Annotated in this window: 20 protein-coding genes; 11 read left to right on the forward strand and 9 right to left on the reverse strand. The window is 63.4% G+C overall.

Features of this window, described 5'->3' with window-relative positions; all coding sequences use genetic code 11:
- On the forward strand, positions 1 to 1,020 hold a 1,020-nt coding region (locus tag JNB71_RS22190), incomplete at its 5' end, for a tetratricopeptide repeat protein (protein WP_220373965.1).
- A 44-nt stretch (positions 1,021 to 1,064) separates the two neighbouring features.
- Here JNB71_RS22190 and JNB71_RS22195 read toward each other — a convergent pair.
- Positions 1,065 to 1,892, reverse strand: coding sequence for a heparin lyase I family protein (locus tag JNB71_RS22195; RefSeq protein ID WP_220373966.1), 828 nt, complete (start codon positions 1,890 to 1,892; stop codon positions 1,065 to 1,067).
- A gap of 275 nt (positions 1,893 to 2,167) precedes the next feature.
- Here JNB71_RS22195 and recO point away from each other — a divergent pair, with 275 nt between their 5' ends.
- Entirely contained in the window at positions 2,168 to 2,914 is a 747-nt protein-coding gene (gene recO, locus JNB71_RS22200; protein WP_220373967.1) for a DNA repair protein RecO, read from the forward strand.
- Between the two features lie 186 nt (positions 2,915 to 3,100).
- On the opposite strand, the gene JNB71_RS22205 is transcribed toward recO, so the two are convergent.
- Positions 3,101 to 5,101, reverse strand: coding sequence for a PhoX family protein (locus JNB71_RS22205; protein ID WP_220373968.1), 2,001 nt, complete (start codon positions 5,099 to 5,101; stop codon positions 3,101 to 3,103).
- A 183-nt stretch (positions 5,102 to 5,284) separates the two neighbouring features.
- Here JNB71_RS22205 and JNB71_RS22210 point away from each other — a divergent pair, with 183 nt between their 5' ends.
- The 3 genes from JNB71_RS22210 (at position 5,285) to JNB71_RS22220 (ending at position 9,764) form a co-directional block, all read left to right on the forward strand.
- On the forward strand, positions 5,285 to 8,143 hold the full coding sequence (locus JNB71_RS22210; protein ID WP_220373969.1) for a DUF2339 domain-containing protein: 2,859 nt from the start codon (positions 5,285 to 5,287) through the stop codon (positions 8,141 to 8,143).
- A 36-nt stretch (positions 8,144 to 8,179) separates the two neighbouring features.
- Entirely contained in the window at positions 8,180 to 8,836 is a 657-nt protein-coding gene (locus JNB71_RS22215) for an HD domain-containing protein (RefSeq protein WP_220373970.1), read from the forward strand.
- A gap of 82 nt (positions 8,837 to 8,918) precedes the next feature.
- Positions 8,919 to 9,764: an MOSC domain-containing protein gene (locus JNB71_RS22220; protein WP_220373971.1), complete on the forward strand. Its 846-nt coding sequence runs from the start codon at positions 8,919 to 8,921 to the stop codon at positions 9,762 to 9,764.
- Positions 9,765 to 9,782: 18 nt separating this feature from the next.
- Here JNB71_RS22220 and JNB71_RS22225 read toward each other — a convergent pair whose 3' ends face one another.
- On the reverse strand, positions 9,783 to 10,775 hold the full coding sequence (locus tag JNB71_RS22225) for an aldo/keto reductase (RefSeq protein ID WP_220373972.1): 993 nt from the start codon (positions 10,773 to 10,775) through the stop codon (positions 9,783 to 9,785).
- Between the two features lie 212 nt (positions 10,776 to 10,987).
- On the opposite strand from JNB71_RS22225, the gene JNB71_RS22230 reads away from it, so the two are divergent.
- From JNB71_RS22230 to nadC, 4 genes are all read left to right on the forward strand, one after another.
- Complete coding sequence (locus JNB71_RS22230) at positions 10,988 to 12,229, forward strand: MFS transporter (protein ID WP_220373973.1); 1,242 nt, start codon at positions 10,988 to 10,990, stop codon at positions 12,227 to 12,229.
- 174 nt (positions 12,230 to 12,403) lie between these two features.
- Complete coding sequence (gene nadA, locus JNB71_RS22235) at positions 12,404 to 13,483, forward strand: quinolinate synthase NadA (protein WP_220373974.1); 1,080 nt, start codon at positions 12,404 to 12,406, stop codon at positions 13,481 to 13,483.
- A gap of 220 nt (positions 13,484 to 13,703) precedes the next feature.
- The gene (locus JNB71_RS22240; RefSeq protein WP_220373975.1) at positions 13,704 to 15,302 is read left to right on the forward strand and encodes an L-aspartate oxidase; all 1,599 of its coding nucleotides are present in this window, start codon (positions 13,704 to 13,706) and stop codon (positions 15,300 to 15,302) included.
- 186 nt (positions 15,303 to 15,488) lie between these two features.
- Positions 15,489 to 16,391 (forward strand): carboxylating nicotinate-nucleotide diphosphorylase, encoded by a 903-nt coding sequence (gene nadC, locus JNB71_RS22245; protein WP_220374202.1) that lies wholly within the window; start codon positions 15,489 to 15,491, stop codon positions 16,389 to 16,391.
- An 18-nt stretch (positions 16,392 to 16,409) separates the two neighbouring features.
- On the opposite strand, the gene JNB71_RS22250 is transcribed toward nadC, so the two are convergent.
- Positions 16,410 to 16,631, reverse strand: coding sequence for a DUF6434 domain-containing protein (locus JNB71_RS22250; RefSeq protein WP_220373976.1), 222 nt, complete (start codon positions 16,629 to 16,631; stop codon positions 16,410 to 16,412).
- Positions 16,632 to 16,640: 9 nt separating this feature from the next.
- Positions 16,641 to 16,871: a hypothetical protein gene (locus JNB71_RS22255; RefSeq protein ID WP_220373977.1), complete on the reverse strand. Its 231-nt coding sequence runs from the start codon at positions 16,869 to 16,871 to the stop codon at positions 16,641 to 16,643.
- Positions 16,872 to 16,990: 119 nt separating this feature from the next.
- Between JNB71_RS22255 and JNB71_RS22260 the strand changes: the two genes are divergently transcribed.
- Together JNB71_RS22260 and JNB71_RS22265 are read left to right on the forward strand one after the other, a co-directional pair.
- The gene (locus tag JNB71_RS22260; protein WP_220373978.1) at positions 16,991 to 17,722 is read left to right on the forward strand and encodes a sulfite exporter TauE/SafE family protein; all 732 of its coding nucleotides are present in this window, start codon (positions 16,991 to 16,993) and stop codon (positions 17,720 to 17,722) included.
- A 200-nt stretch (positions 17,723 to 17,922) separates the two neighbouring features.
- Positions 17,923 to 18,435: a superoxide dismutase family protein gene (locus JNB71_RS22265; protein ID WP_220373979.1), complete on the forward strand. Its 513-nt coding sequence runs from the start codon at positions 17,923 to 17,925 to the stop codon at positions 18,433 to 18,435.
- A 45-nt stretch (positions 18,436 to 18,480) separates the two neighbouring features.
- On the opposite strand, the gene JNB71_RS22270 is transcribed toward JNB71_RS22265, so the two are convergent.
- From JNB71_RS22270 to JNB71_RS22285, 4 genes are read right to left on the reverse strand one after another with little or no spacing between them, the layout of a single operon-like run.
- A complete protein-coding gene (locus JNB71_RS22270) occupies positions 18,481 to 19,458 on the reverse strand; it encodes an NUDIX hydrolase (RefSeq protein WP_220373980.1) in 978 nt (325 codons plus the stop codon).
- Positions 19,448 to 19,987 carry a tyrosine phosphatase family protein gene (locus tag JNB71_RS22275; RefSeq protein ID WP_220373981.1) on the reverse strand — a complete coding sequence of 180 codons (540 nt, stop codon included), beginning with the start codon at positions 19,985 to 19,987 and terminating at the stop codon, positions 19,448 to 19,450. The genes JNB71_RS22270 and JNB71_RS22275 overlap by 11 nt, the downstream gene beginning before the upstream one ends.
- A complete protein-coding gene (locus JNB71_RS22280) occupies positions 19,987 to 20,595 on the reverse strand; it encodes a YfbR-like 5'-deoxynucleotidase (protein ID WP_220374203.1) in 609 nt (202 codons plus the stop codon). Before JNB71_RS22280 ends, JNB71_RS22275 begins: the two co-directional genes overlap by 1 nt.
- Positions 20,592 to 21,431 (reverse strand): YgfZ/GcvT domain-containing protein, encoded by an 840-nt coding sequence (locus JNB71_RS22285; protein WP_220373982.1) that lies wholly within the window; start codon positions 21,429 to 21,431, stop codon positions 20,592 to 20,594. Before JNB71_RS22285 ends, JNB71_RS22280 begins: the two co-directional genes overlap by 4 nt.
- Positions 21,432 to 21,502 lie beyond the last annotated feature (71 nt).

The raw sequence follows: 21,502 nt of genomic DNA on the forward strand, positions 1-21,502 counted from the left end.
GGCGTTCAGGGTGGCGATGCCGGGGCCAAGGCAGGCATGGCCGCGCTCTATGCCGAAGGCGTGCTGGTCGGTCGCGATATTCCGAAGGCTGTTGCGCTCTATGAGGAGATCATCGCCGCCGGCGGCAGTTGGGCGGTGTCGGCGCTGGCGGCGCTCTATCTCAGGGGAGACGAGGTCGGCCTCGATCCCGCGAAAGCCGTCGGCTATTACCGGCAGGGCGTTGAGGCTGGCGATGCCGGCGCAATGATCGGCCTCGCCAGCCTTTATCGTGATGGTCTTGTGCTTCCCCGGGACGTTTCCAAAGCGGCTGATCTGTATCAGGACGCCTATCGCGCGGGCAGAAAGTCCGGTTTGGCAAGTGCTGCAAGCGCTCTTCTTGGCGGTACCCAATCCCAGCAAAGACAAGCGCACGATCTCATTCTGAAGGGACAGGCGGAAGGTGCTCCCGGCATCTCTTCCGTTCTCGCCAACGCGGTGCTGGGCGGGGTGGGCGTTCCGAAGAACCCCGAGCGCGCCATTGAAATCCTCAGGAAGGCGAGCGTTGCGGGAGACGCCAATGCGGCGTCAACGCTTGTCCAGCTTTATGCCCAGGGGCGAGGCAAGGACGTTGCGAAGAATATTTCTCTGGCGAGGACCACTCTTGCAAGCTTCGCAAGCCTGATGCCGCAGGACCAACGCCAAGGCGAAGAACTGTTCGTCGAGGGCGCTGCTGCCGGTTCTGTTGGCCAATATGCAGCTTTCGCGGAGAAGATTGCGGGTTTGGCGCAGGCAGCACGCGTCAACCTGGTCGGGCGCCTCGTCAGCGCCAACGGCAACGCCTACGTCTACATTCTTCAAAGCGAACTCAAGCGGACCGGCGACTACAAGGACAAACTGAACGGTGTGTTGACCGCGGCCACCATCCGCGCCTTCAACGAAATGTGCGAAAGGCGCGACAAGGCGGCACGTTGCCGGCTTGGTCCTCTCAGCAAACCGGCGCGCGACGTGTTCCTCGATTTGCTGCGCGAAGCGAATTCTTGAGATGCGCCGGGCGCACGCTGGCGGTCCAACTTGAGGCCAGATGCTCAGTTGGCCGTCATTGCGCGCTCAGCGAGGTTCTCCGTCGTGGTGACGACATCGCGATACTCGACCACGGCATCCGTGTCGCCGCGGCTGCGGTAGATGCCGAATTTCCAGTAACCGGCCTCGTCATGGTCCCAATAACCCACTGGGCCCTTGAAATTCACCACCTGCCGGCCGTTTAGCCAGACGTTGAGAAGTCCATTGGTCGAGGACACCTTGTGTTCGATCACGATGTTCAGCCATTCGCCGCGCGGCACGCCCTTCATCCGGTACATTTCGCTGCTGACCGGTTTACCGTCAGAAAGATAGCGCCGCAGGAAGACCAGATCCTTGCCCTGCACTTCGGCCGCGATATAGGGCGAACGCTTGTCATCCTTGCTGCCGTGCCACTGGCCGACGATGAACCATGAGCGTTCGTCACTGGGAATGGAGAAACCATTGGCGATCTTGACGCGGTAGGCGTTCCATATGACCTCGCCTTTTGGGAACCTTATGCCGCTTGTCGCCTCCGAGCGGTTCCTGTCTTCGCCGTCGAAATCGGCGCGCTCGCCGGCCCGGACTTCAAAGCGCAAGACGAGGTCGTTGTTGGAACTGCGTCGCACGCCGAGCGAATAGGCTTTCCGGGCGGATTGGTTCTCATATGCGTCACTATTATAATCGAAGCTCTCGGCCTGCAATGGCGTCACGCCGGTCGGTGATGCGGCCTCATTGGCGTCGATGGAGCGTCGCCCGTTGGCGTAGCCCAGGTGTTGGAACAGGCCGATCGCTGATGCGAGCAGCAGAGCCGCACAGGAAAGGCCGGCGCTTCGGCGATTGAAAATAGTCACCATTCCTTTATTCCTGAACCATTGCGCCGCCGCGCTTCTGCACGTGGCTAAATTTGCTCGGTAAAACCGGTCACAGATCGACCGCGGCAAAATACTTCAGTATTCTCGTTCCAAACGCAAAGGCGGTCGCCACTCTCCGCGATGGGGTAGTACACGAATGCGAGCATAACGTGGCGCGTTCACAACCAGATAGGGCTGGCTGCCGCGGCGCGGATGTTGAGATCACCCGCATGGCTTCGGCCGTTGTTTTCACAGGTCGCCGGGGGTAGAACAATCCGATGCAATGGAGCGACCAGGCGATCATCATCGGCGTCAAGCGGCATGGCGAGGCCTCCGTCATTGCCGAGGTGATGACGCGCGCGCATGGGCGTCATCTCGGGCTTGTGCGAGGTGGCCGCTCGCGGGCGATGCAGCCGGTACTGCAGCCTGGAAACGAGGTCGAGGTCACCTGGCGGGCGCGGCTGGACGAGCATCTCGGCGAATTCCGCATCGAGCCGGTGCACCTGCGTGCGGCGCGGCTGATGGAAGCGGCGACGTCTGTCTACGGCGTGCAGGCGATGGGCGCGTTGCTGCGGTTGCTGCCCGAACGCGATCCGCATCCGCATCTATATGAGGCGCTCGATGTCATTCTGGAGAACCTGCACGATCCGCGCGACGCCGGCGAACTGTTCGTCCGCTTCGAGATCGCCGTGCTCAACGATCTCGGCTTTGGCCTTGATCTGGCGGAATGTGTTGCGACCGGCGCTCGCGCCGATCTTGCTTACGTCTCGCCGAAATCCGGCCGCGCCGTCAGCCGCGCGGCGGGTGCGCCCTATGCCGACAAGATGTTGGCGCTGCCCGCCTTTCTTGTCGAAGGTGGCGCCGCCGACTATGACAGCCTGCTCGCGGCCTTCCGGATGACGGCATTCTTTCTGCATCGCCACGTCTATGAACCGCGTGGCATTGTCCTTTCGGCGGCCCGGGACGGTTTCGTGCAGGCCGCCCTTAAGGCGCTGATGAAGCAGGACCCCGTCGCACACACATAGGCAAATTTGGGAAAGTCTGATCGACAAGCACGATGCGGTGACCGTGCGCCCCCGCCGTCTTGTCTCGTCATCGAACAGCGTGGGGGGCGAACTGCTCCAGATGGGGCGGCGTCTGGAAGCGCTGAGACCGGGATGGAATAGAAATGGCGCCGCGTCCGCGGCGCCATTTCTCTATTGAGCGAAGCGTTAGCCGATTTTGCCGCCACCCTGTTTGGTGATCGTGAGGACGGCGGGACGCACCGGCATGTCGTCCTTGAAGTCCGGCCAGCGCGTTGCCGGAGCTTCGAACGTCGCAAGCCCGGCATCGCCCGGATGCTGGACGGCGACGAAGAACGTGTCGGATGTCGGGTTGAAGCTTGGTCCACACATTTCGGCGCCGACCGGTACGCGGAAGAACAGCTTCGACGTGCCGCGGGCCTCACCCTCGGTATCGACGGCCCAGATGCCGTCGGTGCGGCCCGTATCCTTCTCGTTGTTGCCGTCGGTCGCGACCCAGAGGCGGCCGTCGGCATCGATGGCGCAGTTGTCCGGCATGCCGAACCAGCCATTCTTCGTCGTTGCCGTCGAGAAGGATGCGCCGACTTCAGCCACGGACGGATCGCCGCACTTCAAGAGAATGTCCCACGTCGACTTGGTCGAAGCATAGTCGCCGTCGGTCTCGGTGATCTCGACGATGTGACCGAAGGCGTTTTCGGCGCGCGGATTGGCGGCGTCGACCTGGTCTGCCTTGCGCTTGGTATTGTTGGTCAGCATCACATAGACCTTGCCGGTCTTCGGGTTCGGCTGGATGTCTTCCGGCCGGTCCATCTTGGTGGCGCCGAGCGCGTCGGAGGCAAGACGCGTGTTGATCAGAACGTCGGCCTGCGAGGCAAAGCCGTTCGCTTCCGTCAGCGGACCTTCGCCATGGACGAGCGGCATCCACTCGACGGTGCCGTCGGCCTCGAACTTCGCGACATAGAGCGTGCCCTCGTCGAGAATGTCCCTGTTGGCGGCGCGGTCGTTCGGGTTGAAGGCCGCCTTGGTCACGAACTTGTAGACATAGTCGAACCGCTCGTCGTCGCCGGAGTAGAGCACCACCCGGCCGTCCTTGTTGACGACCGATTCGCAGCCCTCGTGCTTGAAGCGGCCGATTGCGGTGCGCTTCTTAGGCACCGAGTTCGGGTCCATCACGTCGACTTCGACGATCCAGCCGAAGCGGTTGGCTTCGGTCGGCTCCTTGGAGACATCAAAGCGGTCGTAGAATTTCGACCATTCATAATTGCCGCCCGGCGCGCCGAGCCGCTTCAACTGCTTGAACTCCGGATGGTCCTCGGCGATCTCGCCGCCGAAATAGCCGTTGAAGTTCTCCTCCGCCATCAGATAGGTGCCCCAGGCGGTGACACCGCCGGCACAGTTGTTGATGGTGCCGAAGACCTGCTTGCCGGTCGGGTCGGATGGCGTCTTTACCCGCTCATGGCCGGCGACGGGACCGGAAAGCTGCATCTCGGTCTTGGCCGTGATGCGGCGATTGTACTTGCCGTCGAGCACCGGCTGCCACTTGCCGTCGACTTTGCGAATTTCGACAATCGTGCCGCCGTGGGCCGCCATTTCGATATCGACGAGCTCCTTGGTGTATTCGCCGAGCTTGACCTTTTCTTCCTCCTTCCCGTCCTTGGTTTCCTTCACCACGGAGGCGAACTTCGGAAACATGATTTCCGCATTGGTATATTCGTGGTTGACGACCAGCAGGCCGTGATCCGGATTGCCGTCGAGCGGAATGAAGCCGATATAGTCGTTGTTGTAGCCGAACAGCTTTTCCTGCGCTGCGGCCGTCTGGTTCATGGGATCGAAATCCGGGCTGTCGGCAAACAGCTTGTCGCCCCAGCGCAGGAGGATATCAGCGTCATAACCTTCGGCGACATGATGGGTCTCGTCGACGCCGGCTTCGACTTCGGTGAAATTGAAGCTGGACAGGTTGCTGCCATTGGCGCGCGCGTCCTCTGCCGTCAGGATCGCGAGCGGGCTGACAGTGGTGCTGATGGCGGCCACGGCGAGCGAACCGGCCATGAACGACCGGCGCGAAAAGCGGCGGTTGATGATGTCGCCCATGGTCGGGTTGGAGGAACAGTTCCGGCCGATGTCTTCGAGCGCTTCGCGCCGGTCGGTCAGCGTCTCGATTTCGGGGGCGGGGGCAGCAACGTGATCCATGATCAATCTCCTTTGTCCGGAAACTGCGCAGAGGCGCATCGAAACATGCATAGCCGCCGGATAATGACAGGTTTGCGACACTCCGGTGAAGAGATTGTCTTCCTCAGCCGTCTTCGATTTGGACTGCGCCCGAAAAGCTGTATGGTCGTGGCGTTGCGCGGCGACCCGCCTTGAGGAGACAACATGATCGAAGTCATTGCTTTCGTTGCCTTTGGCATCGCGTTGGCAGCGCTTCTCAACGCACGCAAGACAGCCGAGCGGCTGGAGACCGAGATCGCGGCACTCAAGGAAGAGTTGAAGCGGATCGAGGAGTTGCGGCCGGCTGTTTCCGCCGCGATCGAAGCCGAGGCTGCTGCGCCAGCCGAGACGGTCGAAGACACCCCGCAACCGGCCGAGCCTGCGACCGTGGAGCGCAAGCGCCTCGCCGAGATCAGCAAGGGTGACGCGATCTTCGGCGGCCCACCGCCCAGCCAGGATGCGGTGGAAAGAGCGTCGCGCGGCGAGCCGGTCGTGGCGGCAGCCCCGCAAGCATCCGTAGTCGATTCAGTCACACCACGGCCGAAGGAAAGTCTCGAAAGCCGCCTTGGCGCACGCTGGGCCGTCTGGGTCGGCGGCATCGCGCTGGCGCTTGGCGGTATCTTCATGGTCAAATATTCGATCGACGCGGGCCTGATCAGCCCGGCGGTGCGGCTGTTCATGGCGGCCCTCTTCGGTCTCGTGCTGATGGCCATCGGCGAGTTCGTCCGCCGCCGCGCCGTGCCGCTGGTCGCCGACACGTTCCAGAACGCGATGATCCCCGGCATCCTGACGGCGGCAGGGGCGGTGACACTCTTCGGCGTCTGCTATGCCGCCCACGGCATTTACGGGTTCATCGGCCCGGTCGCGGCTTTCGTACTGCTGGCGCTGGTGTCGCTTGCAACAGTCGGCCTTTCCTTGCTGCACGGACAGACGCTGGCGGGGCTTGGATTGTTCGCTTCGCTCGTCACCCCCGCACTGGTGTCCACCGAAAGCCCGAGCCCATGGAGCCTGTTCGGCTTCCTGGCGATCGCCTGGGGCGCAACGCTGCTGGCCGCGCGCGTCCGGCGCTGGATCGTCGTACCCGCGTTCGCCAATATCGGGCTTTGCCTCTGGGCGCTCGCCTATATCGCTTCGGCCACGCCGTTCGAGACGCTGCCGGTAACACTGGTCATGCTGGTGATGATCGCCGGTGTCGGATTTGTCTGGCCGGGCGCGACCGGTGATGATGCTCCCGCCGATCTGCCGGAGGTTGCGGATGATCAACCGGCGGCGCCGTCACGCGCGTGGGACCGAATGATAGCGCCGCCCCTTGGCGCTATCACGGTGACGGCGGGCATCGCCGCTCTGCTGACTGTGCTCGCCATGATCAGTCCTCTCGTCACCGCGTCCGGCTACCCCGTCACGGAGTTCTGCGTCGTCGTTGCCGCTCTTGCGGGGCTGGGCGCTTGGCGCAGCTATGCCCTCTATCCTGCGGTGCTTGCCGCCTTCACGGCAATCGTCGGCTTGTGGAGTATGACGGCGTCGAGCGGTCTCCTGACGTTTGTCGATCCGGCCTTTCCCGGGACCATCACGACCCTTGCCGTGTCCGGAAGAACGGCAATGCTCGCCAGCATGGTGCTCTCTTCCGTCTTCATCGCGCTTGGAGCCCTGGCAAACCATCTGCATCTGAACGACCGTCCGCCTCTGGCGACCATATGGGCGGCGATCGCGGCGATCGTGCCCTTCGCGCTCATCGGCATGTCGCTACTGATGACCGGTAACCTGACCTTCGACCTGCCGCACGGATTGTTTGCGCTGGCCGCGGGCCTTGTCCTGCTCGGTCTTGCCGAATGGCTTCCGCGTCGGGATGGACAAAAGGAAGCGATCGCGCTGCCTCAATTGTTTCTGGTCGCCGGCTCGCTCGGGCTGTTCGTCATTGCGCTGCATGCGCTGACGGATGGTCTTGCAACCACGATCCTGATTGCCGTGCTGGGCGCGGCCTATGTCGCGGCAACACGCCTGCGCACCTGGCCGGCGCTGCCGTGGATGATGGTGGGCGCCGCGATCGTGGTGCTTGCCCGCATCGCCTGGGAACCGACCATCGTTGGGGCGCAAGATCTCGGCACGACGCCGGTCTTCAACGCGCTGCTCGCCGGCTACGGCATTCCGGCGCTGCTTCTCGTACTGTCCGCTTTCGAGCTCAGGAATTGGCCTGACCTGCGCGCCCGCAACCTCCTGCAGGCATTGGCGAGCCTGTTTGCCCTGCTGACGGTCGCGATTCTCGTGCGCCACGCCATGAACGGCGGCGTCCTCGACAGTTCGGTGCCGACGCTCGGCGAACAGTCGATCTACACGCTGCTTGCGATCGGCGCCTCCGGCATTCTGATGACGCTCGACGTGAAGTCGCCGAGCCATGTCTTCCGCTACGGCAGCATGGCGGTTGGCGTCCTGTCGATGCTGTCGATCCTCGGAGCGCATCTGCTTGGCCTCAACCCCTATTTCAGCGGCGAACTGCTCGGCCCCGTGCCGTTCTTCGACCTGCTCCTGATCGGTTATCTGTTGCCGGGGCTCGGCTATGCCGGCCTTGCCTGGTATGCCCGCGGCAAGCGGCCCCTTCCTTACGTCGCCGCTGTTGCCGTCACCGGGGCGATCCTCGCCTTCGCCTGGGCAACGCTGTCCGTGCGCCGCTTCTGGCAGGGTGAAAGCATCGCAGACTGGAAAGGATTCCAGCAGGGCGAGACCTACACCTATTCCGTCGTCTGGCTGGTTCTCGGCGTTCTGCTTCTGGTGCTCGGGTCGCGGTTCAACGCCAAGAGCATCCGCGTCGCCTCGGCCGTGCTCGTCTTTGTCGCCGTGCTGAAGGTCTTCCTGATCGACATGGCCAATCTCGAAGGCTTCCTGCGGGCGCTGTCGTTCATCGGCCTTGGCGGCGTGCTGATCGGCATCGGCCTGTTCTACCAGAAGATCCTGTCCGGCGGGGCGAATGCTCCGCCCGAACCGCAAAAGCCGGTGGACATCGAGGCGGAACCGGGCCAAACAGCCTGACCGTTTCAGGACTGTCTGCCTTCGGATGGATTTTGTATGAGCCACCTGCCTTCGCTTGCTGCTGCATTCGCCCCCCACGAAGCTCTTGCCGAACGGCTGCTGCCGCACGCGGTTTCCGGCAACGACGGCTCGCACGATACCGCGCATCTGATCCGCGTGTGGAAGAACGCGAGGCGTATCCATGGAGCCGAAGGTGGCGACCTTCGCATCCTTGCCGCTGCCGTGCTTTTGCATGATTGCGTCTCGGTCGAGAAGAATTCGCCCGTGCGCGCCCAGGCGTCGCGCCTCGCCGCCGAAAGGGCCTTCGAACTGCTCGATGAGCTCGGCTGGCGCACCGCAGAGATTACCGCCGTCGCCCATGCGATCCTCACGCACAGTTTCTCCGCCAACATTCCGCCGGAAAGTCTGGAGGCAAAAATCCTGCAGGATGCGGATCGGCTCGATGCGATCGGCATGATCGGCGCGGCCCGCTGCTTCTACATTGCCGGGCGCATGGGCAGCGGTCTCTACGATCCGCTCGACCCTCTGGCAGAAGACCGGCCGCTCGATGACAAAGCCTATGCCATTGACCATTTCGAGACGAAGCTGTTCAAGCTGACGGACGGTTTCCAGACCGCAGCAGGCAGGGCGCTTGCCCGGCAACGGCAGGAAAGGCTGCGCGCCGTGCTTGGCATGCTGATCGAGGAAATCTAGTGAAGACAAGGACTTGCTGCCATCGGCGGAATCAGTCTGCGATGGACTTGAATCACACTCTGAACGGCAGGGGATTAACGACATGAAGGTGACGGGGCTCAACATTCATCCGCTGAAAAGCGGCCGCGCCATCGCGCGGACCTCCGTCTCCGTCCATCCGGACGGGTTTGCCGGCGATCGTCGCTTCATGCTGGTCGATCCCGATGGCAAGTTCATCACCCAGAGGGAATTGCAGATTCTGGCACAGGTCGAGGCGACTCATGTCGCGGGCGGCATTCATCTGAAAATGGGAAGCCGCAACGTCACGGTATCGTTCGATCCCGAACGGCGAATGAATGTCCGCGTCTGGTCGAGTGACGTCGATGCGGCCGTCGCCGCCGATCATGCCAATGCGACGCTGTCGGGCTGGTTCGGCCGGCCGGTCAAGCTCGTCCATATCGATGCCGTCGCCAGCCGCTTTGCCAGTCCGGAATGGGCAGGGCCCGAGAGCCCGATGAGCTTTGCCGACGGCTATCAGGTGCTGATCACCACGACAGCGTCGCTTGCCGATCTCAATCTCTCGCTGATTTCCAAGGGCCAGGAGCCGGTCGGCATGGATCGCTTCCGCACCAATATCCTCATCGACAATGACGAGCCCTGGGAGGAAGACCTGTGGGAAAGTGTCGAGATCGGCGGCATCGTCTTTGATCTCGTCAAGCCCTGCGCCCGCTGCATCATGACGACGCAGGATCAGGTGACCGGCGAGCGCATCGGCGGCAATCCGATCCAGGGGCTTGCCGAAAAGCGCATGTCGGCCGACCGCCGTGTGCCGGGCGTCCTGTTCGGCTGGAATGCCGTGCCGCGCGGCGAGGGGACCCTCAGCCTCGGCGACGAGATGCGCGTCGTGAAGGCGCGGCAAGAACGTTGGCCGATGAAGATCAGGGCGTGATCCGCGAGCCTTTGGGCATCACCCTCGTTCCAGGGCCTGGTCGATCGCCTCCATGATGGAAGACGACAGCGGCCCTTTCTCCAGCGCCCCGGCGTTTTCCTCCACTTGGGCCACCGTCCGAAAACCCGGAATCGGCAGGGTGTTGGCAGAACGAGCCCACAGCCACGCGAGCGCACCCTGCGTCAGCGTCCGCCCGTCCGAACGCAGCAGTTCGCGGATCGAATCGAGCCGTCTGGAAAAATCCGGATCGACGGCGCCGTCGCGGAAATATTTCAGCCAGTCGAGATCGGCGCTGCGCACGTCGTTTGCCGCCAGCCTGTCGCCCGGTTTGAACTTGCCCGAGAGCAGCCCCATCGCCAGCGGGCCGCGATTGATGGAGATGAGATTCTCCCTCTCGATCAGCGCGATCATTTCGGGGACGGGTTCGAACACGTTCATCGTGTGCTGGACGGAAACGAAGCCTTCGCGTTTGGCGAAGCGGGCGGCGCGTTGCGGCCAATCCGTGCTCCAGCCATAGGCGGCGATCTTGCCTTCGGCGCGCAGGGCGTCGAGCGTATCGAAGACTTCATCGGCCTCGACGGCATCGAATTCGTTGAGATGGAATTGCAGGAGGTCGATCCGCTCGCGCTTCAGCCGCATGAGCGACGTTTCCAGCGATGCACGGATGAAATCCGGCGAGGCGAACGCGCCGGTTGCCTGCTTCGTCGCATAGTCCGTTGCAAAGCCGAATTTCGTCGCAACGACGATGTCGGGATGCCCGACCAGCGCCTTTCCCAGCACTTCCTCCGAGTGGCCGGCACCGTAGTTCGACGCCGTGTCGACGAAGCAAATGCCGAGCTCGATGGCCCGGTGGATCGCCCGCATCGATTCCGCATCCTCCACATCGCCCCAGCCGAGCGGCACGTCGCCGGCATAAAACGGCCCGCCGATCGCCCAGCAGCCCATGCCTAGCCGCGGGATCGCCCGTCCGTCCCAGAGGGTGATGTCCGTTGGTCTGGTTTTTGTCAGCATAATGACCTCCATATTTTCGGCGAGGCTATCAGCCATCTTCCGGTCGGGAAACGCAATGGAGCGGAAGAGGTTTTTCAGAAACGAAAAACGGCCTGCTGTGCCGGGCGCCTTCCGGCCATCCATCAATTTGGTTGATCGCAAGGTCATTTTATTTCGCTTTTTTTGGGCCTTCATGAACGGTAGCTTGTCGCCTCGACAATCCGGAGTTGCCCATGTCCGCCATTTCCCAATCCGCCGTGCAGGTACACGCCGCCAGGCCCAATTTTCCCTGGTTGATCATCGCTGCCGGTTCGATCGTCGCCTTGCTCACCTTCGGACCGCGTTCGGCCATGGGCTTTTTCCAGTTGCCGATGCTGACCGATACCGGATGGGACCGCACCACCTTTGGCCTTGCCATGGCACTGCAGAACCTCTGCTGGGGCCTCAGCCAGCCCTTTTTCGGTGCCATCGCCGACAAGTTCGGCACCTGGCGGGTGCTGGCCATTTCGGGGCTTCTCTATGCCGCCGGACTGTTCCTGATGTCGTTCGGCGGCTCGCCCGCCACCTTGCACATCGGCGGCGGCGTGCTGGTGGGCCTGGCGGTCGGCGCCGGCTCTTTCGGCACGGTGCTGTCGGCCTTCGCCCGCAATGTCACGCCGCACCAGCGCTCCATGGCCTTCGGCATCGGTACGGCGGCGGGCTCGGCCGGCATGTTCCTGTTCGCGCCCTTGAGCCAGGGGCTGATCTCCGCCTATGGCTGGTCGGACAGTCTCGTTTATCTCGGCCTCATCATGCTGCTCGTGCCGCTGTTCGCCATTCCCTTGCGCGGCAATTCCTCGTCCGGAACGCAGAAGGAAACGCTCTACAAGCAGTCGATCGGCGAGGCGCTGAAGGAGGCGCTTGGCCACAAGAGCTATCTTCTGCTCGTTTCAGGCTTCTTCGTCTGCGGCTATCAGGTGGCCTTCATCACCGCGCATTTCCCCGCCTATATCGGTGATATCGGCATCGATGCGCGCTATGCGGTGATCGCGCTGGCGCTGATCGGCTTCTTCAACATCATCGGTTCGCTGTCGGCCGGCATCATCGGCCAGCACTATTCGAAACCCTATTTCCTGGCGCTGATCTATCTCGGCCGCTCGATTGCCGTTTCTCTCTTCCTGCTCCTGCCGCAGTCGCCGGCGTCGGTCATCATCTTCGCTGTGGTCATGGGCCTCCTGTGGCTGTCGACCGTGCCGCCGACCAATGGCCTCGTTGCCATCATGTTCGGCACCGGGCATCTCGGCCTGCTCGGCGGTATCGTCTTCCTGTCGCACCAGGTTGGCTCGTTCCTCGGCGTCTGGATGGGCGGTTATCTCTATGACCGCTTCGGCTCCTATGATCCGGTCTGGTGGCTCGGCGTGGCGCTCGGCATCTTCGCCGCCATCGTCCATTGGCCGATCGAGGAGAAGCCGGTTGCCCGCCCGGCGATCGCCTGACGACCCCGCAAATTCATTGCCCTCCCGCAAAATAGCGGGAGGGCATTCTTGAAAACTGTCACAAAACTTTCTAAGTCTCGTCCACCGGCACTGCCGGTTTTGTTTTGATCCTGTTATGCTCAATTTGAGCAAAATGGGTATTGCCGCCGGAGGGGCGGCGAGAGGAGCAGTCCGATGACGATCGCGCAAACCCAGGCGTCCTTGCAGAATTCCGCCGCATTCCAGACCGCCGCCGAGCGCTTTGGCATCATCGAAAAGCCGGACCTGACCTTCACGCCTGAGATCGCCCGCGAAACCGCGCATCTCTACGAGCGCGTGAAGCAGTTCATTCCCGCTTTCGAGTGGCCGGTCTATGCGCCCTATGTGCACGCCATCAACCGGCTGAAAAAGGAGCGCGGCGCCGTCATCCTCGCCCATAACTACCAGACGCCGGACATCTTTCACTGCGTCGCCGATATCGTCGGCGACTCGTTGCAGCTCGCGCGCGACGCCACCAAGGTCGATGCCGAGATCATCATCCAGTGCGGCGTGCACTTCATGGCTGAGACCTCCAAGCTTCTCAATCCGGAAAAGACCGTACTGATCCCCGACGCCAGGGCCGGCTGCTCGCTGTCGGAATCGATCACCGGCGCGGATGTCCGGCTCTTGAAGGAGCGCTATCCCGGCGTGCCGGTCGTCACCTATGTCAACACGTCCGCAGACGTGAAGGCCGAGACCGATATCTGCTGCACCTCGTCCAACGTGCTCGCCGTCGTCGAGAGCCTGGAGAGCGACACGGTGCTCTGCATTCCCGATGAATATCTGGCGATGAACGTCGCCAGGCAGACGAAAAAGAAGATCCTCACCTGGAAGGGCCATTGCGAGGTGCACGAGCGCTTCACGGCGGCCGAACTGCTGGCCTACAAGGAGGCCGATCCGTCGATTGAGATCATCGGCCATCCCGAATGCCACCCGGACGTCATCGCCGTCTGCGATTTCGCCGGCTCTACGTCGGGCATGATCAACTACGTCAAGGACAAGCGTCCGGCCCGCGTTTTGCTCGTCACCGAATGCTCGATGGCCTCGAACATCCAGGCCGAGGTCAAGGGCGTCGATTTCATCAAGCCGTGCAATCTCTGTCCGCACATGAAGCGCATCACGCTGCCGAAGATCCTCGACAGCCTGCTCTTCATGACGGAGGAGGTGCTTGTCGATCCGGCGATCGCCGACCGCGCCCGCCTCGCCGTCGAGCGGATGGTGAACTTGAAGCAGTAGTTTGGTACCGCCGGGAGGGGCGAAATGCGAGACAGCAAGGGCAATCGATTTGGAGCTGGGAGCTCTCGGTTTGCAATCTCCCCCCTTGAGGGGGAGATGCCCGGCAGGGCAGAGGGGGGTGTGTCTGGCGCTGCTCTTAACCGTAGGCCCCCCCTCTGTCACTTCGTGACATCTTCCCTCAAGGGGAGAGATCAGTCCGCGACCGTGGGAGTCTGAGCCTATGCTGACCGACCATTTTCGCCCACAATCCTTCAACGGCATCGACGATATCGTCATTGTCGGCGGTGGCCTTGCCGGCCTCTTCTGCGCGCTGAAGCTCAGCCCGCGTCCCGTCACCGTGCTCGCCGCCGCGCCGATTGGCCACGGCGCCTCCTCCGCCTGGGCGCAAGGGGGCATCGCCGCGGCCATGGGGCTCGGCGACACCATCGACAAGCATGTCGCCGATACGCTCACCGCCGGTGCCGGCATCGTCGACGAGAAGATGACGCGGCTGATGGTGGCGGAAGGTCCCGCCCGCATTCACGATTTGCTCGGCTACGGGGTGCCGTTCGACCGCGATCTGGAGGGCAAGCTGCTTCTGTCACGCGAGGCCGCCCACTCCGAGCGCCGCATCGTCCGCGTCAAGGGCGACATGGCCGGCAAGGCGATCATGGAGGCGTTGATCGCGGCGGTGCGCAACACGCCGTCGATCCGCGTGCTGGAGGGTTATGTCGTCGAGGAACTGGTGCGCCAGGGCCGCTTCATCTCCGGTGTCGTCGCCCGTCCGGATGCCGGCCAGTCGAAGAGGCGCGTGTCGTTCCCGGCCCGCGCTGTCGTATTGTGCTCGGGCGGCGTCGGCCATCTTTTTTCGGTCACGACCAACCCGACCGAGGCTTGCGGGCAGGGCGTCGGCATGGCGGCACGCGCCGGCGCCATCATCGCCGATCCGGAATTCGTCCAGTTCCATCCGACGGCGATCAATATCGGCCGCGACCCGGCACCGCTCGCCACTGAAGCCCTGCGCGGCGACGGCGCTCATCTCATCAACTCCGCCGGCCGCCGCTTCATGCTCGACATCCATCCGGACGGCGAGCTTGCGCCGCGCGACATCGTTTCGCGCGGGGTGTTCGCCGAGGTGCAGGCGAAGCGCGGCGCCTTCCTCGATTGCACCAAGGCTGTCGGCGCGCATTTCCCCGAGGCCTTCCCGACGGTCTATGCCTCCTGCATGGCAGCCGGCATCGACCCGGTCACCCAGCCGATCCCGGTCGTGCCGGCGGTCCATTATCATATGGGCGGCGTGCTGACCGACGCCGAGGGCCGCACCTCGATCGATGGTCTCTGGGCCGCTGGCGAGGTGACGTCGACCGGCGTCCACGGCGCCAACCGGCTGGCCTCCAACTCGCTGCTGGAAGCCGTGGTCTTCGCCGCCCGCATCGCCGAAAACATTAAGGGCATGCTGCCGGAGCCGAAGATCACCGACTGGGGCAACAATGCCGGCGAAAACGACGATCCGGTGACGCTGGAAGACAGCCCTCCACTGACGGCGCTGCGCCACATCATGAGCGATCATGTCGGTGTCATCCGCGACCAGGAGGGCCTGACCCGCGCCATCCGCGCCATCGCCAATCTCGAGCGGCAGAATACCCGTCTGCGCTTCAGCAACATCCTCACCACGGCCAAGCTGATGGCGGTCGCCGCCCTCCAGCGCAGCGAAAGCCGTGGCGGCCACTATCGCTCGGACCACCCGGAGCCGCGCGCCGAATGGAAACGCCGCACGTACCTGACGCTCGCGGAGGCCGACAGCATCGTCGCGGACGTGGCAGAGACGGAGGCGGCGTAGTGGAAGTCCTCTTCTCCCCAACGGGGAGAAGGTGGCCCGCAAGGGCCGGATGAGGGGGCTGCTGGCGCCGAGATCGCCGAGCCCCCCTCATCGCCTCGCCTTCGCTCGGCACTTCTCCCCGCGGGGGAGAAGAGGAAAGCCGGCCGACTAAACAGACAGCCGAACCGAAAGTATCTTGCCATGCCCCTGACCGCCCTTCGTCCCGAACTGCCCGCCCTGATGGCCGAGGAGCATGTACGCGCCGCCCTCCTGGAAGATCTCGGCCGCGCCGGCGATATCACCACTTGTGCGACGATCGCGCCTGACAGGACCGCCACCGCGGAAATGAACGCCCGCGAAAACGGCGTGGTAGCCGGCATGGAGCTGGCCCGCACGGCCTTCCGGCTGATCGATCCGGCAATCCGCTTCGAGGCACTGGTCGCGGATGGCGACCGGGTTCATCCCGGCACGGTGCTTGCCCGCATCTCCGGTCCTGCGCGCGGGCTTTTGTCGGCCGAGCGCGTCGCCTTGAATTTCCTCATGCATCTCTGCGGTATCGCCACGTATACCTCGAAATTCGCCTCCGAGATTGCTCATACGCGTGCCAAGGTCTGCTGTACGCGCAAGACCATTCCCGGCCTGCGGGCGCTCGAGAAATATGCCGTGCGTCTCGGCGGCGGTTCCAACCATCGCTACGGTCTCGACGATGCGATCCTGATCAAGGACAATCACATCGCCGTGTCCGGCGGTGTCGCCAGCGCCGTCAACGCCGCCCGCGCCTATTGCGGCCATCTCGTCAAGATCGAGGTGGAGGTCGATGGCCTGGGGCAGATGCGCGAGGCCCTGACCGCCAGTCCGGATGTCATCCTGCTCGACAATATGGGGCCGGACCTGCTTCGCCAAGCCGTTGCCGTCAACGCCGCCCACTGGCAGCTGTCGGGGGATGCCTATGCCAGCGATCCGCGCCGCACGAAGCTCGAGGCGTCCGGCAACGTCAATCTCCAGACCATCCGCGCCATCGCCGAAACCGGCGTCGATTACATCTCGACCTCGAAGATCACCATGGCGGCGCCGACGCTGGACATCGGGCTGGATGTGGTGATCGGCTGAGCGCCGCGAGGCGCCATTTCAGCGGCCGTTTTCCTTTCGCAGCCGCATCCATTCATCCGCGAGATCGCCCATCGTCTTCGCCCTGCCGTCCTTGATCCAGGCCATGAAGGGTCGATCAAAGGCGAAATCCTTGCCGCAGTGCGCCGTCAGGAACCGCCGGACATTCTGGGTGTTGCGGTAGCTCGCCGTGATGGCGGTGTTGCGGTCGATTGCGTCGGCATGCCAATCGAAATCCTTCATCTCCGTCTCCTACCGCCGCAGTACGAAAGGGCAGACGAGGCGCGCGCCGATCGTCAGCGTCTCGCCGCAGTCGTAGCGGCAGGTCTTGAACGGTCCATTCACATCCTCGCCATTCAGATTGCATCGGGTGATCTTCGGCCGGTGAGATTTGCCGTTGCCGTCGAAATAATCAGGGATGTTAGGCTTGTCGTCGGGTGCAGTCAGAAGCGAGCCGGCGAGAAGGAGAGCAATGGTCTGCATCGGTCGCGCCTCTCTGTTCGGCAGCTAGTCCAATATCCCGATGTGGAACCTTTAACAGCACCAGACCGTTGGCGCAAACGGGCCGAGGTGCGAGAGGCGAGGTTTGAAAAGGACTGTTCGTGTCGGCAGATTTCTGGGTCTTCGTTCTCATCGGTTTTTTTGCGCAACTGGTCGACGGTGCGCTGGGAATGGCCTTTGGCCTTCTTTCAACGACAAGCCTGCTTGCCTTCGGCGTTTTGCCGGCAACGGCAAGCGCGATGACCCATATTGCGGAAATCGTCACCACCGCGGCCTCCGGAACTGCGCACATCTATCATCGCAACATCAATTGGCGGCTTGTCCTTCGCCTGGCGCCGGCGGGCATTATCGGCGGAGCGTTGGGCGCCTATGGTGCCTCCAGGATCGAAGGCAAGATGCTCGAACCCTATGTCTCGGCCTATCTGGCGCTGGTCGGCTTCTACATCCTGTTCAAGGCGTTTAGGCCACTCTGGCTGCGTGAGGTCAAGGATTGGGTCGTGCCTTTCGTCGGCTTCGGCGGCGGTGCCCTGGACGCGGCGGGCGGCGGGGGGTGGGGGCCGATCGTCACGACCTCGCTGATCGGCCGCGGCCATGAGCCGAAGAAGGTCATAGGCTCCACCTGCCTCACGGAATTCGCCGTGACCCTGACCATCTCCCTAACCTTCATTCTGACGCTGGGCTGGAGGGATTTCGGCTCTGCGATCGGCCTCATTCTCGGCGGCATTCTTGCGGCGCCAGCCGGCGCTCTCGTGGTCAAGCACCTGCCGGTGCGGCCGTTGATGATCGCCGTTGCCCTCGTCATCATCGTCACGTCGGCCATCAGGTTCTTCTAGGCGCATCGTGGCGCTGGCGTGCGTTTGTCAATGGCGGCTTCAAGGCCACACGGCCATCCTGGATAGTCTGGGCGTTTGCTGTACGCCATCAAAGACAAGAGCCCATGCGGCATTCCATCCCGTGATCCGGCGGGAACCCGCAACGACATCCATGCGTTAGGGTTGATTGCACGCGCTCGATCAACCGGAAGGATATCCAGATGAAGAACCTCCTCTTGACGGTGGCGCTTGCCGCCTGTGTCGCGACACCCATCGTTGCCCAGCCTTCGTCGCAGACGGCCGTCGCCAATTTCATCGGCAAGGACGGGAAGGAAACGGGCAGGGCGGCCCTGACCGCGGCCAGGAACGGCGTGTTCATCGAAGTCGAGGTGACCGACCTGCCGCCAGGAAAATGGGTGGGGTTCCATGTCCATGAAACCGGCAAATGCGACGCTGCGCACGGCCACGACACGGCCGGCAACCATTTCAATCCCGACAAGACCGAACACGGGTTCCTCGCTGCCAACGGCCCGCATGCCGGCGACATGCCAAACCAGTATGTCGGCAGCGACGGTGTCTTGCGTGCGCAGGTGTTCAACGGCATGGTCGTGCTCGACAATGCCGAAAACGGCATTCGCGGCCGGGCCTTGATGATCCATGCCCAATCCGACGACAACCGCAGCCAGCCCTCCGGCGATGCCGGCGAACGCCTGGCCTGCGCCGTGATCGAGTAGCGTCTTTCGCTGCCTCCTTCCGCGACAGGCGAGGGGGTCGATGAACTATCGGCCGCCGACTTTCAATCCGGGAGCGGGGCGTTCGTCGAGAATTTGGCGGCGGAAGCGGAAGAGGGCCGCAGGCCGTCCACCCGTCGCCGCCGTCAGCATGCCCGTTGGCTCCACCAGCTCGGCCCCTTCGACCAGCCGGCGGAAGTTCTGCTTGTGCAGATGCCGGCCGGAAATCGCCTCGACCGTCGCCTGCAGGTCCGTCAGCGTGAATTCCGGCGGCATCAGTTCGAAGATCACCGGCCGGTATTTGATCTTGCCGCGCAGCCTTGCCACGGCAGTGGCGACGATACGGCGGTGGTCGTGGCGCATGGTGAGGCCGATCGGCGGCATCGCGGTCGCAACCGCCCGCCCATCGATCACTGCCTCGCCGACCAGTCCTGCCTCGTAGAGCAGCTCGTAGCGCTCCAGTACGCGCTCTTCATCCCAGGGGAAATCATCGAGCCCGAAGGCCAGCCGCATGCGCGTGCGCCGCTGTGGCAGGCCCATGCGCTCATCCTGATGCCCCGCCTTTTCCCAGAGCCGCAAGGCGGGAAGGATGACCTGGTCGATGATCGCGGGCCGGCCCTGTCGCCAGTCCTCCCAGGGAAGGTAGCTGTACCAGTCGCGCCAATGGGCGCCTGCATCCGCCAGCCGCGCATTGTTTTCGGCATCGGTGCGTGTCAGCGCCAGATAGCCGACGGACACCATATGCTTGCCGGCTTCCCCGGGCGAGCGATGCCGGCCGCGGTCGCCAAAGGTGTAGAGCTGTTCGATGTAGCCGAGATCAAGCGCCGTCTGCTGCTCGACGCTGGCGCGCAGGCTGGTCTCGAAGGTCCGGTGCCGCGCGGGATCGAACGGGCCGAAGGGCAGGCCGTCGCGGCTGTCCTCCAGTCCTTCGCTGACGGCGAGGATGCGAGGCGAGCGGCTGGTGACCGCGACGATCGCAGCGTTGAGGCCGATCTCGACGGTGATCGCCCCGTCGTCAACCGGCATGGGAGAGGGGCTCCGGCACGGGCGAGAAGACAAAGGGCGCGTTGCCGTCCGCTTCCGCGCCTCGGCCGATCGCCTTGATCGCTGCCACCAGCCGCCCGTTGCGCGCCAGAAGATGGTCGCCGATCTCGATCAGGCGCGTGTTCGGCGTGACATAGGCGCAGGCGGCGCGCAGGCGCCGTGCCAGTTCGATCTCGTCCTGATCGGGTTCTACCGAAAGGGCGGCGATGACGGCGGCTGCCGGCGAACGCGAGACGCCCATCCAGCAATGGACAAGCAGCGGGGCCGCCCGGTCCCACTGCCGCGCGAAGCCGATGATCTGCATGACATGATCTTCCTGCGGCGCGATCAGCCCGTCATTGCCACCGAAACTGATGTCGTTCATGCCGATGAGAAGATGTCGGCCCGCGTCGATCACCGCCGGGCGATGAAAGCTCTGGTCCTTGGCGAGCAGGCTGATCATTTCGCGGCAGCCGTGGCGAACGGCCATTTCGGCGATGCGCGACAGGGGGGAGACGATGATCCGCGGCATCAGGACGCCACCCGCGCGTTGGTGCGCAGCACCTCGATGGCTTCGAACCGCTCGGCAAAGAGCTTCTGCGCCTCGACGGCCGGGAGCGGATCAATCGGGATCATGTCGCGGGTGATGCCGCGTGGCTGGCCGAAGAATTTGCGTGCTTCCACGAGCGAGAACCCGGCAAGCACGGTCGCCTCGAAATAGGCGGCGATCTGGTCGGCCTTCTTGATCTTCGCCTTGAGCTCTGCAGGCGTTGCCGCGGGAAGCCCGAAGCGAATGTGAATGGCGCCCTCCAGGCGCTTCTCCACGACCTTGTAGCCACCGCCCACCACCGCCTTGAAGGGCGAGATCATATCGCCGATCACATATTCCGGCGCATCGTGCAGAAGCGCTAACTGGCATTCGTCAGGCGTAGCATCGTACTGCCGGCGAAAGATCTCCTCGACCACGAGGCTGTGCTGGGCGACGGAAAAGGCATGGTCGCCTTCCGTCTGGCCGTTCCAGCGGGCAACGCGGGCGAGCCCGTGGGCGATATCGCAGAGTTCGACATCAAGCGGTGACGGATCGAGCAGGTCAAGCCGCCGTCCGGATAGCATCCGCTGCCAGGCGCGGGCAGACATCAGGCGCTCGCCTCGTCGGCTTCGGCCGGAAATTCAAGCCCCGTCCAGGCGGGGAGCGCGAGTGTCACCGACACATCGCCCGCCAGGATAGCTTCGTCCGAAGCCATGGCTTGCCCGGCCTTGTCGATACGCACGATCGCTAGAGCGGATCGCCCGATCACGGTGCCGAGCGTGCCGATGGGCCGGTCCTGCACCGTCAAAGGCGTGCCGGTTGCAGGCAGGGCGGCATCAGCCGTGACGATGACGATGCGCTTTCGCGCCGTGCCACGATGCTGCATGCGCGATACGACCTCCTGGCCGACATAGCAGCCCTTCTTGAACGACAGCGCACCGTTCTTGTCCATCAGTACATCATGCGGAAAGGCGTCCTGCAGCGCGTAATCGCTGCCGGCGACCGCAATGCCGCTTTCAACCCGCAGGCGCTCGTATTCATCGGTTGCGGATGTTCCCGTTTCTTCGCCATAGACGCGATAAACCGAGTTGCCCGCAGCGGCGAAACGCGTGTCGCGATAACCGCCCGGTATCTCCACGTACCGGATGCTCACCGCGGCCGGCGAAGTGACCGTAAGCGTAATGGGAAGACGCAGCTTGTACATCGTCAGCCGCTTCAGCAGGCCATCGGCCTGGTCTGCGCCGACTTCAAGCCGGATTGCTTCGCCGTCGCGCGTCACCAGAAAATCGAAAAGGATCTTGCCCTGCGGGGTCAGCAGCGCGCCCGGCTTGGCTTCGCCTTCTTCCAAGTGCCTGAGATCGGTGGTGATCAGGGCCTGCAGGAAATCCTGCGCATCCTGTCCGGACACGGTGACGATGGCGCGATCGGGAAGGGCTGTCGGTTGCATGAGATCTGTCCTGTTCATCACATGAACAGGTAGGATTTCACGCGAGCCTGAGCAAGCGCTTTGCGTCGCCG

Origin of the sequence: Rhizobium herbae (assembly GCF_019511375.1) — a bacterium.
Taxonomy (GTDB): Bacteria; Pseudomonadota; Alphaproteobacteria; order Rhizobiales; family Rhizobiaceae; genus Pararhizobium; species Pararhizobium herbae_A.